This window comes from Nocardia canadensis, assembly GCF_032656385.1.
In the GTDB taxonomy this organism is placed as follows: Bacteria; Actinomycetota; Actinomycetes; order Mycobacteriales; family Mycobacteriaceae; genus Nocardia; species Nocardia canadensis.
The window spans coordinates 501880-518481 of sequence record NZ_JAVCWB010000002.1 but is presented as its reverse complement, the minus strand read 5'-3'; the positions used below and the strand labels follow the sequence as shown (position 1 = coordinate 518481).

General features: G+C 71.4%; 11 protein-coding genes and 2 pseudogenes. 4 read left to right on the top strand and 9 right to left on the bottom strand.

Going from position 1 to position 16602, the window contains the following annotated elements; translation table 11 throughout:
* Window positions 1–40: 40 nt before the first annotated feature.
* From Q7X29_RS05725 to Q7X29_RS05715, 3 genes and pseudogenes are all read right to left on the bottom strand, one after another.
* Entirely contained in the window at window positions 41–904 is an 864-nt protein-coding gene (locus Q7X29_RS05725) for an oxidoreductase (RefSeq protein WP_316573457.1), read from the bottom strand.
* 76 nt (window positions 905–980) lie between these two features.
* Window positions 981–4343, bottom strand: a pseudogene (locus Q7X29_RS05720) (non-ribosomal peptide synthetase); the annotation flags it as partial.
* 183 nt (window positions 4344–4526) lie between these two features.
* Window positions 4527–4763: pseudogene (locus Q7X29_RS05715) on the bottom strand (phosphopantetheine-binding protein); the annotation flags it as partial.
* 161 nt (window positions 4764–4924) lie between these two features.
* Between Q7X29_RS05715 and Q7X29_RS05710 the strand changes: the two are divergent.
* Complete coding sequence (locus Q7X29_RS05710; protein WP_316573456.1) at window positions 4925–6544, top strand: (2,3-dihydroxybenzoyl)adenylate synthase; 1620 nt, start codon at window positions 4925–4927, stop codon at window positions 6542–6544.
* Window positions 6545–6662: 118 nt separating this feature from the next.
* Here the strand turns inward: Q7X29_RS05710 and Q7X29_RS05705 are convergent, their stop codons facing one another.
* Window positions 6663–7949 carry a salicylate synthase gene (locus Q7X29_RS05705; protein WP_374104843.1) on the bottom strand — a complete coding sequence of 429 codons (1287 nt, stop codon included), beginning with the start codon at window positions 7947–7949 and terminating at the stop codon, window positions 6663–6665.
* 193 nt (window positions 7950–8142) lie between these two features.
* Here Q7X29_RS05705 and Q7X29_RS05700 point away from each other — a divergent pair, with 193 nt between their 5' ends.
* Together Q7X29_RS05700 and Q7X29_RS05695 are read left to right on the top strand one after the other, a co-directional pair.
* On the top strand, window positions 8143–10572 hold the full coding sequence (locus tag Q7X29_RS05700; RefSeq protein ID WP_316573455.1) for a glycerol-3-phosphate 1-O-acyltransferase: 2430 nt from the start codon (window positions 8143–8145) through the stop codon (window positions 10570–10572).
* Window positions 10572–11990, top strand: a complete 1419-nt coding sequence (locus Q7X29_RS05695; RefSeq protein WP_316573454.1) for an HAD-IB family hydrolase — start codon at window positions 10572–10574, stop codon at window positions 11988–11990. The genes Q7X29_RS05700 and Q7X29_RS05695 overlap by 1 nt, the downstream gene beginning before the upstream one ends.
* Window positions 11991–12008: 18 nt before the next feature.
* Here the strand turns inward: Q7X29_RS05695 and Q7X29_RS05690 are convergent, their stop codons facing one another.
* From Q7X29_RS05690 to Q7X29_RS05680, 3 genes are all read right to left on the bottom strand, one after another.
* Entirely contained in the window at window positions 12009–13214 is a 1206-nt protein-coding gene (locus Q7X29_RS05690; RefSeq protein ID WP_218717520.1) for a Dyp-type peroxidase, read from the bottom strand.
* A complete protein-coding gene (locus Q7X29_RS05685; RefSeq protein WP_316573453.1) occupies window positions 13207–13767 on the bottom strand; it encodes a copper chaperone PCu(A)C in 561 nt (186 codons plus the stop codon). Before Q7X29_RS05685 ends, Q7X29_RS05690 begins: the two co-directional genes overlap by 8 nt.
* Window positions 13768–13847: 80 nt before the next feature.
* Window positions 13848–14399 carry a hypothetical protein gene (locus Q7X29_RS05680; protein WP_316573452.1) on the bottom strand — a complete coding sequence of 184 codons (552 nt, stop codon included), beginning with the start codon at window positions 14397–14399 and terminating at the stop codon, window positions 13848–13850.
* A 153-nt stretch (window positions 14400–14552) separates the two neighbouring features.
* Here Q7X29_RS05680 and Q7X29_RS05675 point away from each other — a divergent pair, with 153 nt between their 5' ends.
* Complete coding sequence (locus Q7X29_RS05675) at window positions 14553–14993, top strand: DUF6069 family protein (RefSeq protein WP_316573451.1); 441 nt, start codon at window positions 14553–14555, stop codon at window positions 14991–14993.
* A 55-nt stretch (window positions 14994–15048) separates the two neighbouring features.
* On the opposite strand, the gene Q7X29_RS05670 is transcribed toward Q7X29_RS05675, so the two are convergent.
* Together Q7X29_RS05670 and Q7X29_RS05665 are read right to left on the bottom strand one after the other, a co-directional pair.
* Complete coding sequence (locus tag Q7X29_RS05670) at window positions 15049–15768, bottom strand: polyprenol monophosphomannose synthase (RefSeq protein WP_255587442.1); 720 nt, start codon at window positions 15766–15768, stop codon at window positions 15049–15051.
* Between the two features lie 124 nt (window positions 15769–15892).
* On the bottom strand, window positions 15893–16576 hold the full coding sequence (locus Q7X29_RS05665) for a GAP family protein (RefSeq protein ID WP_218717523.1): 684 nt from the start codon (window positions 16574–16576) through the stop codon (window positions 15893–15895).
* Between the last annotated feature and the right edge of the window lie 26 nt (window positions 16577–16602).

The following is a 16602-nucleotide window of genomic DNA, read 5'->3' as shown; positions in this document are numbered from 1 at the left end:
GGGATGTGACATCACCGAAGGTGATGCCGGTCACCGCATCTCAGATCAGGCCGCAGAGCTTCTCGGAGAGCTCCCACAGTTCGGCCGCGACCGCGCGGTCCTTCGACGCGGCGCTGCTGCCGCAGCGGGCCGGGTAACCGCGCAGGCCGAGCAGGCCGTCGGGGCCGTAGAACGCGCCGGGCACGATGTCGGCGGTGGCGGCGAACAGCGTCGGCAGCGCGCCCTGCTCGGCGCTCTGCGCCAGGGTGCGGTTGCCCAGCCACATGACCGCGTCCTGGATGGTCTCGGTGTGCGACATGAGTTCGGTGGCGGCGTAGCCGGGGTGCGCGGCGACCGACACCACGGCGGCGCCCTCCCCGGCCAGCCTGCGCTGCAATTCGTAGGCGAACATCAGATTGGCCAGCTTGGACTGGCCGTAGGCCATCCAGCGGTCGTAGCGGCGGCGCTCCCAGTTGGGGTCGTCGAGATCGATCCGGCCGATGCGATGCGCGCCGCTGGACACCGTGACCACCCGGTCGGTGACCCGGTCGAGCAGCAGGTTGGTGAGCGCGAAGTGGCCGAGGTGGTTGGTGCCGAACTGCATCTCGAAGCCGTCGGCGGTGCGGCGCAGCGGCAGCGCCATCACGCCCGCGTTGTTGATGAGCACGTCGACTCGCTCGATCGAGTCGGCGAAGGCCCGCACCGAGTTCAGGTTCGCCAGGTCGAGCGGGCGGACCTCGGTCTCGCCCGGCAGACTCGCCGCGACCCGCTCCGCCTTGCCCGTATCTCGGCACGCCAGGATCACCTGGGCGCCCGCGCCGGCGAGCGCCCGCGCGGTGGCGGCGCCTAAGCCACTGTTGGCTCCGGTGACGACGATGGTGCGGCCGGTCTGGTCGGGCAGGTTCGCGGTAGTCCACTTGCTCACCGGCGAAAGTCTACTGCGACCTGCGCAAAGCGCGAATCGACAAGAGCCGGTGCGTGGTTCGCACCGGCTCTGGTCATCAGGACTGCGCGAGGATTTCCTCGTCGGTCATCGCGGCGACCTCGAGGTACATCGCGGCGACCGCCTCGAGCCTGCCGGTGGCGCCCGCCGCGGCTTCCCGTTCGAGCATGCGCGCCGCCAGCCCGGCGATACTGCGCGCGGTGAACAGGTCGGCGACGACGGTGTCGGGAGCGTCGAGCCACTCGCGGATGCGGGCCACGGCGGTGGTGGCGAGCACCGAGTCGCCGCCGAGGGCGAAGAAGTCGTCGGTCACGCCGATCCGCTCGGTCGCGAGCACCTCGCCGACCACCGACGCGAGCGCGCGCTCCAGATCGGTCCGCGGCGCGACGAATTCGACCACGGTCTCGCTGCGCTCGAGCACCGCGCGCACCGCCTTGCGGTCCGGCTTGGCGTTCGAGGTGAGCGGGAGTTCGGCGAGCAGTTCCAGCCGGGTCGGAACCATATAGGCGGGCACCAGCTCGGCGGTCGCCGCCAGCACGGCATCGACGTCGAGGGCGGTGTCCGGGGTCGCGACGACCGCGGCGACCAGCTTCGGGGCCGCGGCGCCGACCACGGCCGCGACCGCGTGCCGGATGCCGGGAACCGCGCGCAGGGCACTCTCCACCTCGCCGAGCTCCACCCGGTAACCCCGGATCTTGACCTGGTGATCGGCGCGACCGAGGAACTCCAGGCCGCCGTCGGGCAGGTAGCGGGCCAGGTCGCCGGTGCGGTACCAGCGCACGCCCTCGTGGGTGACGAACCGGTCGGCGGTGCGTTCCGGATCGGCGCGGTAGCCGGCCGCGACGCCGTCGCCACCGATCCACAGCTCACCGGTGACCCAGTCGGGGCAGTCGTTGCCCGCGGGCCCGACGACGCGGCAGCGCACATTGCGCAGCGGGGTGCCGTAGGGCACCGCGCTCCACTCGGCGGGCACCCGCGCGTCGACGACCTCGCAGATGGTCGAGTGGATCGCGGTCTCGGTGGCGCCGCCGAGACCGGCGAACCGGCACTCCGGCGCCACCGCGGCCAGGCGCGCGGGCAGGGCCACGTCGACCCAGTCGCCGCCGAGGATCACCGTGCGCAGCGACGGCAGTGCCGCACCCGCCGCGGCGGTGAGCAGCATGTCGAGCAGGCTCGGAACGCAGTTGAGCATCGACACCCGGTGGCGGCCGATCAGGTCCACCCACGCGACCGGGTCCGCGCGCTGGGTGTCGTCCACCGCGACGACCGCGCCGCCGACGGCGAGCAGGCCGAAGATGTCGTAGACGGACAGGTCGAACTCCAGCGCCGAGAGGGCCAGTGCCCGATCGGCGGCGCCGAGGCCGAAGCGCTCGTTGAGGTCGTCGATGGTGTTCATCGCGGCGCGATGCGGCACCTCGACACCCTTGGGCTTGCCGGTGGAGCCGGAGGTGAACAGCACGTAGGCGATGTTCTCCGGATCACCGAAGACGGGGCGCGCCAACGGTTCCGCGTGCGTGCGGGCCTCTGCCAGATCGATCGCTCGCACGTCGGGGATCCGCGCGCCGCCGACGGTCAGCACCGCGACCGCGTCGGCGGTGCGCAGGATCTCCGCGCGCCGGGCGGCGGGCTGATCGAAGCCGATCGGCACGTACACCGCGCCGGCCGCCAGCACACCGAGCACCGCGACGATCTGATCCGGCCCCTTCGGCAGCTGCACCGCGACCGAATCACCCGGCGCCACACCGGCTTCGCGCAACGCACCGGCGACCGCCAGCGCGTCGGCGGCCAGTTCGCCGTAGGTCAGCTGCCCGGCGGGCTCCCAGAGCACCGCCGGCGCGGACGGGTTGGTGGCGGCGTTGGCGAAGAAGCCCGTGTGCAGCAGTCCCCCGCTGACCGGACCGGCCGTGGCATTCACGCGGGCCCGAGTCGCGGCCTGCTCCACCGGGATTCGCACGCCTGCCTCGGCCTGCCACCCGGCACCGCCGATCGCGGCGGCAGACCGTCCCCGGCCACCGGGGTCGGCCGCCTCCGGCGTCGCGGAGTCCGCCACGGGCTCGGTGGCACCGGCGACCGACTCGGCACTCACCGGCGCGTCGGCAGGCGCGGAGGTCTGCCCGCCGAGACGTTCGATGGCCTCGATGTAGCGGGCGAACATGGACTCGACCATGCCCACGGGGAAGGCGGATTCGCGGATGTCCCAGTTCAGCAGGAGGCCGCCGCGGACCTCGGTGATCTGGGCGTCCAGCAGCACCTGCGGGCCCTGCGAGATGATCCAGACCGGCTCGCCGAAGGTGTCGGTGACGGCGTCGGCGAACAGTTCGCCCAGGTTGAGCGCGCTGGTGTAGACGATGGGGGCCAGCACTGGTTCGCCGCGGTGCCTGCCCAGATCGCGCAGCACTTCCAGGCCCGAGTAGGCCGAGTGCGCGCCCGCCTCGTGCAGCCGCTGCTGCAGGGCGCGGGCCCGGTCGGCGACGGTGGCCGGCTCGGTGACGTCGACCTCGAGCAGCACCGAGGAGGTGAAGTCGCCGACGACGCCGTCGACCTGCGGGTGCACCGGCTCACGGTGGAACAGCGGCAGATTCAGCAGGAACCGGCGCTGCGCCGACCACCCGCCGATGGTCTCGGCGAACACCGAGGCCAGCGCCATCGCCGGGGTGATGCCGCGCGCGTGGGCGGCGTCGAACACCTGGGCCTTGGCCTGCGGCGACAGCCAGCGGTGCAGGCGGACGGTCCGGCTGGGGTCGGAAATGTGCTGGGACTGCGGCAGTTCCGGCGCGCCGGGCAGCTCGGGCAGACGATCCTGCCACCAGGCGCGGTCGCGGGCGTGCTCGTCACCGGTGCCCGCCGGGTGCTCGGCCAGGTACTGCCGGAAGGTGTAGTGCTGCGGCGGCAGCTGTTCGCCGTGGTAGAGCCGGGCCAGGTCGGTGACGAGGATGCGGTAGCTCATCGCGTCGGCGGCGAGCATGTCGACATCGAGGTGCAGGCGGGTGCGGCCCTCGGGCAGGCGGGTCAGCGCGATATCGATCACCTGGCCGTCCTGCACCGCCATCCGCTGATGGGTGCGCGCGGTCCGCAGGTCCCCGAGCCGCCGCTCGGCGTCCTCGGCGGAGGACGCACGCAGGTCGGTGACGCTGTAGACGGGGCGACCGGGACGGTCGAGGGTCTGCTGGGTGCCGTCGGGCAGGAACCGGGTGCGCAGCATGGGGTGGCGCACCAGCAGCTGGTCGACGGCCCGCGCGAGCCGCTCGGGATCGACATCCGCGCCGTCGAATTCGACGTAGAGGTGCGCGGCGACGCCGCCGAGTTCCTGGGCGTCGGACCGGCCGATCCAGTAGGCGTGCTGCATGGGGGCCAGCGCGAACGGCGTCCCGTCGTCGGGGACGATCTCCGATTCGCTTGCCGCCGACTCGAAGTCGGGGGCCCCGACCGGGTCGCCGACGGGCCGCGCGCCATCCGCCGTCGTGGATTCGAGGCGGTCGCGCACGAGCGGGCCACGCGCTACCGCGCTCGGTGCGGCGGCCGAGCCCTCGGCGGAGCCGGCCGGCGACGCATCCTCCGCGGACGGATTCGGAGCGGCGGCATCGAGTTCGCCCGGATGCGCGCCGTTGAGTAAGGCGTACCAGGCGTCGACCGTCGGATGGGCCGCCAGCAGCGCGAAGTTCACCGCGATGCCGCGTTTGCGCCAGCCGCCGGCGAGCTTCATGGTGCGGATCGAGTCCAGGCCGAGCTGGATGAGGTCGGTGGCGTCGGCGACATCGTCGGGCGTGAGCTCGAGCTGGCGGGCGATCGCGGCGCGGATCTCGGCGCGGTCGATCACGACGCCTGCGGGTGCGGTATCCATCTGCCGGTTCACTCCTTGCTCGCCGTCCGTGGCCGGACGGATTCCGGTACTGCTCGGCGGCAGCCTACTCCATTGAGATAGGGTTGCCTAACCTATGCAAGGGTAGCCTGCGACGCGGGCGCCGAACCACCGGACCACCGGCCAGAGCAGCGAGGCAGAACGTGACGTCGACATCAGCCGCAGCAGACCATCGCCAGGGCTACGTCCCCTTCCCCGAGGCCGCCGCACAGCAGTACCGCGCCGACGGCTACTGGGCCGGACGCACCCTCGGCGACCTCCTGCGCGACTCCGCCCGCACCCAGCCGGACCGGCCCGCGATCCTCGCCGACACGGGCGTGCGCACCTACGCCGACCTCGATGCCGCCGCCGACCGGATGGCGCACGGCCTGCTCGCGCTCGGCATCGAACCCGGCGACCGGGTGGTCGTGCAGCTGCCCAACATTCCCGAGTTCGCCACCGCCCTGTTCGGACTGCTGCGAGCGGGCATCATCCCCGTGCTGACCCTGCCCGCGCATCGCCGCGCCGAGATCGAGCACCTGGCCGCGCTTTCCGGCGCCGTGGCCTACCTGATCCCCGACACCCTGGGCGATTTCGACTACCGCGAGCTCGCCGCCACCGTGCGCCAGGCCGTCCCGAGCCTGCGCCACGTCCTCGTCGCCGGTGATCCGGGTGAGTTCACCGCGCTGGATTCGATCGCGGCCGACGGCGCATCACTGCCGGTGATCGACCCGTCCGAGATCGCGCTGATGCTGGTCTCCGGCGGCACCACCGGCCTGCCCAAACTGATTGCCCGCACCCACGACGACTACGCCTACAACGCGACCGCCAGCGCCCGGATCTGCGAACTCACCGCCGACGACGTCTACCTCGCGACCCTGCCCGCCGCGCACAACTTCCCGCTGGCCTGCCCCGGCATCCTCGGCGTGGTGGCGACCGGCGGCGCGATCGCCTTCACTGTCGACCCGAGCCCGGAGGCGGCCTTCGCCGCGATCGAGAAGCACGGCGTCACCGTCACCGCGGTCGTCCCGCCGCTGGCCCAATTGTGGAGCGCGGCGGTCGACTGGGAGGACGCCGACCTGAGCTCGCTGCGGCTGTTGCAGGTCGGCGGCGCGCGTCTGGCCGAGGTCAACGCCCGCGACGTCGAGCCGGCCCTGCACTGCCGTCTCCAACAGGTGTTCGGCATGGCCGAGGGCCTGCTCAACTACACCCGCCTCGACGATAACGACGAGCTGGTCTACACCACTCAGGGCCGCCCGCTCTCCCCCGCCGACGAACTGCGCGTCGTCGACGCCAATGGCAACGACGTCGCGCCCGGCGAGGAGGGCGAACTGCTCACCCGCGGCCCGTACACGCTGCGCGGGTACTACCGCGCGCCCGAACACAACGCGCGCGCCTTCACCCCCGACGGCTACTACCGCAGCGGTGACCTGGTGCGGCAGCTGCCCAGTGGGCACCTGGTGGTCAGCGGCCGGATCAAGGACGTGATCAACCGCGGCGGCGAGAACATCTCGTGCGACGAGCTGGAGGAGCACCTGCTCGCCCATCCCGCCATCCGGCACGCGGCGGCGGTCGGCCTGCCGGACGCCTCGCTCGGCGAGAAGGCCTGCGTGGTCCTGGTCGTCACCGGCGAACTGCCCAGCCTGGGCGAGATCAAGACCTTCCTCACCGAGCGCGGGCTGGCCACCTACAAGCTGCCCGACCTGGTGCGCCAGGCGGATTCGCTGCCGATCACCGCCGTCGGCAAGATCGACAAGAAAGCCCTACGCGCCGATGTCGCCTGACCCCGCGCACTGATCTCGCGTGAACACGGGTACGCCCGGCATCGGGCCGACGGCCACCACCGTCGGCCCGATGCCCATGTCCCGCGCACCCGACGATCGGCAGAATTCGCGGACAGGCTCAAGCCTTGACGACGTAGGGCGCGACGCTGCCGAGCTTCTCGCAGGTCTCCTCGAACTCACGCTCGGGCCGCGACTGCCCGACGATGCCCGCACCGGCGCGCAGCCAGGCGCCCTCGCCGGTCTGATAGATCGCGCGCAGTACCAGGGTCGCCTCGAGCGCGCCGGTCGGCGAGACGCACACCACCGCACCGGAGTACAGGCCGCGCGGGTCGTGGTCGTTGCGGAAGACGGAGTCGACGCCCTCGCGCTTGGGGATGCCGGAGGCGGTCACCGAGGGGAACAGCACCTCGAGCGCGTCCCAGCTGGTCCGGTCGGCGGCGAGGGTGCCGCGCACGGTCGAGGCCAGGTGCTGCACGCTGCCGCGCTCGCGCACCGCCATGAAGTCGGACACAGCGGGCGTGCCGGGCGCGGCCACCTCGGTGATCTCGGCGAACGAGGTCTGCACCGAGATCGCGTGCTCCACGATCTCCTTCGGATCGGCGAGCAGGTCCGCGCGGGCCGCGTCGTCGGCCTCGACACCGAGCCCGAAGGCGCGGGTGCCCGCCAGCGGCTCGGTGGTGACGATGCGATCGTCGTCGACCGAGGCCACCAGCTCCGGGCTGAACCCGGCCGCTTCCAGCCCGCCCAGGCGCAGCAGGAACGAACGGGCGGGGGTGTTGTTGGCGCGGCCGAGGCGATAGGTGCCGGGCACATCGACGGCGAAGGGCAGCGCGACCTTCCGCGACAGGATGACCTTCTGGTAGCTGCCGGAACGGATCTCGGCCACCGCTGCGGCGACGCGGTCCTGGTAGCCGGTCGGGTCGGGCCGCACGTCGACGGGGTGCGCGACCGGCAGGTCGGTGCCCTGCGACGCGGCGATCAGGTCGTGGATATCGCACGCCTCCCCCGGGGTCGCACCGCTGATCCGCACGCCGGAGGCGTCGATGCGCACCTCGATCCGCGGAATCATCAGGTGCGCCAGCGGGGTCCGCTGGTTCAGGTAGCGGGTGGCCGCCAGCGAGTACGCGCAGAACTCGAATCCGATCCAGCCGAAGGCGTTGCGGCCGTCGAGCGGCAGTTCGGCCAGCGCGGCGTCGACGACCTGCGCGGGACTGCCCGTCCACGCGCGCGCGGTGGTCTTGCCGCCCCACACCGTGCGCAGCTCACCGGCGTCGAGTTCCACGCTGCCGAGCGGATCGGCGGCGAACACCCACTCCCCCGGCTGCTCGTACATCACGTACTCACCGAAGCGGTCCGCCGCCGCCAGACGAGACATCGCTGCCGCTGGATCGGTCACATACTCCACCCGTACGGGCTGCTCCGTCGACGACAACGATCCTCCAAGGTAATGCTGACCTAACTTCTTCGGGTTAGGTTAGCATTACCTCGTCGATTGGCCAGCCCAGCATTGGGTAACCTATGCCACCCCGAGCGGTCCCCGCCACGCGCTGTCGTCGAAGTTCGGTGCGCCGAGGCGGAACTGCCGCTTGAATGGAGGGATGATCGACATCGGTGGGCGGCGCGGCCCGCGAACGGGATCCGGGGCAGACTCGGTGGTCGCCCTGGTCGACGCGGCCTCCGGCGTCGAACGCGAACTGATCGGCAACTGGATCGCCGAGGGCGGGCTGGCCCGCGACATCGGCTCCGACGCCCCGGTGACCCAGCTCGACCTCGACGCCAAGGCGATCACCAAACGCCTGGTCGGCAGGCACGACGACCCACTCGTCGTCCCGGTCCGGGTGCTGTGGCTGCCGCCGGAGCGCGACGGCGTCCGCCGGGTCACCTTCGCCGATCTGGCCCTGCTCACCAACCCCCGCAAGCCCAATCGACTGGTCCAGCGCAGGCTGCTGCGCACCGAACCCGACCGGCACCGGGTGCTCGTCGGCGCGCCGGCCCGGCTCAGCGAACTGCGCACCAACAACCCCGAGGCCGCCGCCCTGCTGCGGGCCGGCTCGGCCGATCCGTTCGCGCGGTCGGTGGTGCGCGCGGCCGTGGTGGCGCTGGAACGGGCCGAACGCACCGTGATCGGCGACCGCTACAAGGTGCCGCAGCTGGTGGCCGAGGAGATCCTCGACTCCCCCGAATTCCAGCGCAAACTCGACTACATCGCCGAGGAGATCGGCTCCGAGCCGGACCAGGTGTACCGCAACGCGGAGAAGGCGCTGCGCGAGCTCGTCGCCGCGCAGAGCCGACTGGTCTCGGACCTGTTCACCCAGGCCATGCGGCCGGTGCACGCCTCGACCTGGAAGGTCGACACGGACCTGCACGGCCTGGACGCGTTGCGCAAGCTCAACCGCAAGTTCCCGCTGGTGTTCCTGCCCTCGCACCGCTCCTACGTCGACGCGTTCGTCCTCGGTGACGTGCTGGCGCGCAACGACTTCCCCCCCAATCACGTGATCGGCGGCGCGAACCTGAACTTCTGGCCGATGGGCCCGATCGCGCGGCGCACCGGAACGGTGTTCATCCGCCGCAGCTTCGGCGACGACGAGGTGTACAAGGCCGTCGTCGAGGAGTACTTCGCCTATCTGCTGGCCAAGCGATTCAACATGGAGTGGTACTTCGAGGGCGGGCGCACCCGCACCGGCAAGCTGCGGCCGCCGCGCTACGGCCTGCTCAATTACCTCGCCGCCGCGGTCCGTTCACGCCGCGTCGAAGACGTGCTGCTGGTGCCGGTGTCGATCACCTACGAGCGGCTCAACGAGCTGGGGGCGATCGCCAGCGAACAGTCCGGCGGCAAGAAGAAGCCGGAGGGCATCGGCTGGCTCGCCAGATATGTCCGCAGCCAGCAGCATTCGGCCGGACGCGTGTATGTGCGCTTCGGCGAGCCGCTCTCGGCGCGGGAACGGCTGGGCGCGCACGGTGATCCGCTCGACCAGCGGCCGACGACCATCCCGTTGCGCGACACCACGACCGGCGCGACAAGCGTTCCCGACGAGTCGGCGCTGAGCGAGACCGAGCGCAAAGCGGTGCAGCGGTTGGCCTTCGACGTCGCCGTCGGGATCAACGCCGTCACCCCGATCACGGTGAACGCGCTGGTCACCCTGGCCCTGCTCGGCGTGCACGAGCGCGCGCTGACGCTCGGACAGGTCCGCACCGTGGTCGACCCGGTGCTCGGTTATATCGCCCAGCGCGGCCTGCCCAGCGGCGAGCTGTCCGCCCTGCGCGACGACCAGGGCCTGCGTGTAGTGCTGGAACAGCTCGCGCTGGCCGGGGTGGTCACCGTGTATCGCGGTGGGCTGGAACCGGTCTACGCGATCGAACCGGGCGCGCACCTGGAGGCCGCCTTCTATCGCAACAGCGCGGTGCACTGGTTCGTCAACCGCGCCATCCTCGAGCTGGCCGCGCTCACCGCCGTCGAGGAACCGGGTGACGACCCGCTGCGCTCGGCCTGGAAGGCCGCCTTCGCGCTGCGCGACCTGCTCAAGTTCGAGTTCTTCTTCCCCGAACGCCAGGAATTCGCCGAGCAGATCATCGACGAGGTGCGCCTGATCGTGCCGGAATGGGACGAGAACACCCCCGACGACCGGCTGGATCGTCAATTCCTCGGCGCGCTCACCGATTCCGGGTTCGTGATGGCCCATCGCGTCCTGCGCTCGTTCTTCGACGCCCAGCTCGTGGTGGCCGAGCGACTGGCCGCGCGCCCGGCCGACGCGACGATCGATCGCAAGGAGTTCATCGACGAGTGCGTCGCCGTCGGCAAGCAGATGCTGTTGCAGCAGCGGCTGCACAGCCCCGAGTCGGTGTCGACCGAATTGTTCACCAGCGCCTGGAAATTGGCGGCCAACCACGGACTGATCGGCCCAGCCCCCGAGGGTGCCGAGGACGAGTTGATCGCGCGCAGAAAAGAATTCGCCGATCGGCTGCGTGATCTCGGCGAGCGCATCGCGCGCGCGGCCAGCCTCGACCCGTCGAACCGGACCACGATCTGATGGGCACCCTCGCCGCGGCCGTCGCCGCGATCAGGTCGGGTCCGCAGGGACCGGGCGTCGCCGCCGTGTTCGACTTCGGGGGCACCGTCGTCGACGGGCTGCCCCGCCGTGGGCTGCCGAGCCGGGTGCTGCGCCGTGGCGACGCGCGCCGGGCCGCACTGCTCGGGGGCATTCGGCGCGGTGGCGGCGACGGTGACTTCGGGCGGTTCCTGCAAGCCGTCGAACGGAGCTGGGCCGGGATGTCGGAGGCCGAGCTGGACGAGCTGGGCCGCAGCGCCTTCCGCCGGGAGATCTACGGGCGGCTGTTCCCCGAGGCGTGGCAGCTCGTGCGCGCGCATCAGCTCGCCGGGCACACGGTGGTGCTGGTCAGCGAGCTCACCCGCTTCCAGGTGCAGCCCGCCGCCGAGCGGCTCGGCATCGACCACGTGCTGTGCACCCAGCTGGCCGTGCGCGACGGGGTCGTGACCGGGCAGCCGGACGGCGCGCCGCTGTGGCGGGTCGAGAAGGCCGAGGCGGTGGCCGAATTCGCCGCCGCCGCCGAGGTGCAGATCGGCTACGCCTACGCCGACAGCATCACCGATCTGACGCTGCTCGACCTGGCCGAGATCCCGACGGTCGTCGACCCGGATCCCGAACTCGCCGAGCTCGCCACCGAACGCGGCTGGCCCGCGCTGACGTTCCGGCCCCGGCAGGCCCCACGGCCGGTCGACTACCTGCGCACCCTCGCCGGATTCGCCGCGCTCCTCGGCGGCGCGCTGGTCGGCGTGCTGCGCAAGAGCTACACCCGCGAGCGTCAGGCGATGGCCGACGCGCTGATGCACGACGGCACCACCGCGACCCTGGCGGCGATCGATGTGCGGCTGCGGGTCGTCGGCGCCGAGCACGCCCGCTCCCCGCGCCCCGCGGTGTTCCTGTTCAACCACCAGAGCCAGTTCGACGTGATCATCGTGCCCAAGGTGCTCGACGGCGCGGTCACCGGCATCGGCAAGAAGGAACTCGCCAACCATCCCCTGTTCGGCCCGCTCATGCGGTTCGTCGGCGTCACCTTCATCGATCGCACCGACACCGAACGCGCCAAAGCCGCGCTCGCGCCGGTGGTCTCGACCCTGCGCGACGGCCTGTCCATCGCCGTCGCGCCGGAGGGCACCCGGTCTTACACGCCCGGCGTCGGCCCGTTCAAGAAGGGCGCCTTTCACATCGCCATCCAGGCCGGCGTCCCGGTGATCCCCGTGGTGATCCGTAACGCGGGCGACATCGCCTGGCGCGATTCACCGATCGCCCGGTCCGGAGTCGTCGATGTCGCGGTACTGCCGCCCATCGACGTCTCCGGCTGGGACCCCACCGACATGGACGACGAGGTCGAAAGCGTCCGCCGGCTGTTCGAGAACACCCTGCTGGACTGGCCGCAGGCCGACTGAGCCCGGCCGGACGCGGTCTCACCCCTCGAACAGCTGCTGGCCGAGGTAGCGACCAGGGCCGGGGACACCGGGTGGGATGGCGAAGACCGCCGAGCCGACCGGGGTCGTCCATTGGTTCAGCGCGTCGAATTCCGCCAGGCGCGCCTGGACCGGGAGGTACTGGGCGGCGATGTCGCGCTGGTAGGCGACGAACAGCAGGCCCGAGTTCGACACCTGCCCCGGCGCGGGGGCCTCGTCGTAGTTGAATCCCCGGCGCAGGAACCGTTCCCCGGCGTGGGTGTGCCTGGCCCTGGCGACATGCGACGACGGCGGGATGACCGGGATGCCGTTGCGGTCGACGGCGGCCAGGTCCGGCTCGTCGTGTTCGGCGGTGCCGGTCAGGGGAGCGCCGTTGGACACCCGGCGGCCGACCGTCAGTTCCCGGCCGTCGGCGTCGAGCTCGTCCCAGGTGTCGAGGTCCATGGCGATGCGGCGCAGCACCAGGGAGGAGCCACCGGCCAGCCACGGCGTCGACGTGCCGTCGTCCCACACCAGCCGATCGAAGTCGACCGTGCGCGGGGCGATGTTGACGGTGCCGTCGACCTGGCCCATGAGGTTGCGCATGGTCTGGCCGCGCGGCGCGTCCCGGAAACCGCGCTGCACCCAGCGCACCGTCACCAGCGACTTCACGTGCTTGGACAGCACCCGCACGGCGTGCGCGACCGTCGTCGCCTCCTCGGCACAGACCTGGAGCACCAGATCGGCGCCGGTATAGGCGGGTTCGAGCCGGTCGATGGGGTACGGCGGCAGCGGCCGCAACCAGCTCGGCCGCCGTTCGGTCAGGCCGACAGCGGTGAACAGCTCGGGGCCGAAACCGACCGTGATCGTCAAACGCGCGGGGCGGACGGCGAGCTCCGGTTCGGTGTCGGCGAGCGCGGGCCGACCCTGGGTGAGCCGGGACGCGTCGTCGGTCCAGATCCGGAGCAGCCCGATGACGTCCTCGCGGCCGACACCCGGCGCCAGGTCGAAACCGGCGAAGGCGACATGACCGGGCGGGGTCGTCTCGATGCCCGCCTGATGGGCGCCGTAGAACGGGACGACCTCGAGCGCGTCGTCGCGTTCGGGTTCGCGCTGCGCGAGACCGGCCGCACCCCAGCCGATCCCGGCCGCGCCGACCACGCCCGCCGCCGCCGCTCCCCCGCCGAGCAATCGCCGGCGGGAGAGCTTGGTCTGCGGATCAGCCACCGTGCGAGGAGTTCTCGGTGCCCGGCGCGTAGTTCTCCTTGCCGCCGGCGAAGTCGCGCACCTGCGCGGTGACGACGGTGCTCGAGCCGTCGGCGAAGGTGAGGGTCAGCGAGGTTTCCGAGCCGGTGCGCAGCGGCTGCTTCAGGTCCATGAACATCAGGTGCTCGGCGCCGGGCTTCAGCGTCACCTCGCCGTGCGCGGGGATGGTGATGCCACCTTCCTTCGGGCGCATGGTCTTGGCGCCGGTGCTGTCCGGGACCACCTCGTGGATCTCGACCCGATCCGAGGCGGGGCTGGTCGCGGCGACCAACGTCACCGGCGCGTCACCGGTGTTCTTCAGATTGCCGAAGGCGGCGGACATGCCGGAGTCGGCGGCCTTGATCCACTGGTCGCTCATGGTGATCCGGTCACCCGCCGCGGCGGGCGCGGCGGGCGCGGGCTCGGCGTCCGAGCAGGCGGTGGCGAAGACGGCGAGGACGGACAGCGCGGTCGCGGCGCCGAGCCGGCGGGCGGCGCGGGGCGAACGCAGGAGGGTATGCGGGAATGCGGACACGGCAGATCTCCGATCATCGGGTGAGGTGAGGACCCGGACCGGCACGGCGAATCATCCGCCGCGTCGGCGGATGTCGGCGGCTACGCCGGAACGGGGTGAAGTGCGGTACGACCTGCGGCAGGCGGACCGCGCAGCCCGATCCCGGGTCGCCGGAGCAGGTGCCGCGCGAGGGCGCGCTCGTCGGCGCGGGGCAGCGGAGACGGTCGCGCGGACGGGGCAGGCGGACCATCCAGCGCGAGGACCAGCCGTCGCACGCTCGTGATCGCCCGGCGCACCCCGACCTCGGCGGCGCGGATCGCGAGCGCGCCCACCGGGATCGCCACCAGGTGGGCGACCAGCATGGCGGCGGAGAAGGCGTGGTGATGCTGGGCGTGTCCCAGCGACAGCGCGGTGTGCCCGACGCCTTGGCCGACGGCCAGCACGGCCATCGTCGCCAGCGGCGTGTTCCCGCGCGGCAGCGCCGAGGCGATGACGCCGATCAGCGCGCAGGCTGCGAGCAGCAGGGCCACCGACGATCCGCCGGGAACCGAGCTCGCGCCACCGAGTCCGTGCGCCAGGACGGCGACCGCACCGGAGGCGGCACCCACCGCGGCGCCACGTAAGCGCGCGGTGTGATCCCTCGGTGAACGCACCCCGCCATGCTACGACCATCTGTCGTAGTGACCGGGCGCAGGGCCTATGACCAGCGTCTCATCGATGCGAAGCGAAAGATTTCGACCGACGGCTTGACCTCAATATTTGTTTAGGTTTGATGATGGTCTCACCACCGAATGAGGGAGAACGACATGACCACCACCACCGCCCCCGCCACCCGCACCCTGACCCTGCCCGCGCTGTCCCGCCCCGTCGCCGTGCTGGGCGGCGTCGTCGCCGCCGTCGCGCTCAACCTGATCGTGTGGGCGATCGGCGCCGCGGCGGGCGGTGACTTCACCATGACCAACGCGGGGAAGGTCTCCGATGTCGCCCCCGGCGGGGTGGTCCTGATGTCGTCCGTGCCGCTGCTGATCGGCCTGACGGTCGCGGTCGCGGTGTCCTACCTGTGGACCGGCGTGCTGCGGGTCGCCGCCGTCGTCGGGTCGCTGCTGTCGATCGCGACCATCGCGCTGACCGTCGACGCCGACTTCGACACCGCCTCCACCATCGCGCTGTCGGTGATGCACGTTGTGCTGGTGCCGGCGATCGTGGTCGCGCTGGAAGGTGTGCGCCGCGGCATCACCACCGGATAGTCCGAACATGACGAAGGGCCCCACCGGAAACCGGTGGGGCCCTTCGCCGTAAGTCCTAGACCGAGCGGCCGAACAGCAGCTTCCACGGCATCAGCGCCGACTCCAGCTGCACCTTCAGGCTCATCTTCGACGCGCCGAGGGTGCGCTCCTCGAACCGGATCGGCACCTCCGCGATCGTGTAACCCTTCTTGATCGCGCGGTAGTTCATCTCGACCTGGAACGAGTAGCCGTTGCTGCGGATCGACGCCACGTCGATCGCGCGCAGGGTGTCGGCCTTCCACGCCTTGAAGCCGGCGGTCGCGTCCTTCACGCCGAGACGCAGGATCAGGTTCACGTAGAAGTTCGCCCAGGCCGACAGCGCCTTGCGGTACCACTTCCACTCCGCGGCGGTCGAGCCACCGGGGACGTAGCGCGAGCCCAGCACGACGCCGACATCGGCGGAGCTCAGCTTCTCCAGCATCGCCGGGATCACCTCGGCGGGGTGCGACAGGTCGGCGTCCATCTGGATCACCACGTCGGCACCCTCGTCGAGGGCCTGGGTGATGCCGGCGATGTAGGCGCGGCCGAGGCCGTCCTTCTCGGTGCGGTGCAGCACGCTCACCACGTTCGGCAGCTCGGCGGCCAGCTTGTCGGCCACCTCCCCCGTGCCGTCGGGTGAGTTGTCGTCCACCACCAGCACGTGCAGATCGGGAACCGGCAGTGCCGTCAGCCGCTCCACAGCCACCGGCAGATTTTCCCGCTCGTTGTAGGTCGGCACAACAACGGTAACCCTCAAGGGTCGCCCTCCCTGCTCACCTGGTTACGCTGCGCGACCCACCGAACGGGTGCGCGAGCATGTCATCGATTCGTTATGACCGTACTCGATCGACCTGACGCGAACCTGAGCGGCCGTGGCCGCGTCACCACAGCTGGCGGGCGTGGACCAGCGCGTCGACCACCAGGACCACGCCGAAAACGACGAACAACACCCGGACGACCGGCGGACCGTAGCGGGTGATCGCCCGCACCAGCACCCGGTAGACCCGGCGGGCGCGCGGAGTCGTGCGCAGGGCCAGCGCCAGCACCACCAGCGGCACCAGCAGCGCGATCGCGCAGTACGCGACCACGATCAGCGGCCACACCACCGGCAGCGGACGCTGCGCCGACACCATCGCCAGCGCCGCCAGGTACGGCACCGAGGTCGGCACCTTCGCCAGCCCCAGCGTGACCCCGACCACCCCCATCAACCACGGATACTTCCGCACCGGCCGTACCCAGCGCCCGCCGCTGCCCATCGTCGTGTCCATCGGCAACGCCGCCACCACGATCAGCACCACACCGATCAGCAGCTCACCCCAGTACCGCAGCAGCGGCGTCAGCTCGAAGTCGAACAGCCGGACCAGGAAATCGATCCCCAGCACCGTGGCGATCCCGAACGCCACCGACACCGCGAACACGCCACCGAGAAAACTGAGCCCCCCGACCACCGGCGACCGCCGCGCCAACCGACTGTCCGCCACCACCGCCGTCGTGATCGCCACCAACAGCACATCCAACGCGTCGACCACCGCAAACCCGAGCAACGTGATCAGCAGGACACCCATGACCCCCGCGACCCTACTCGCCGGTC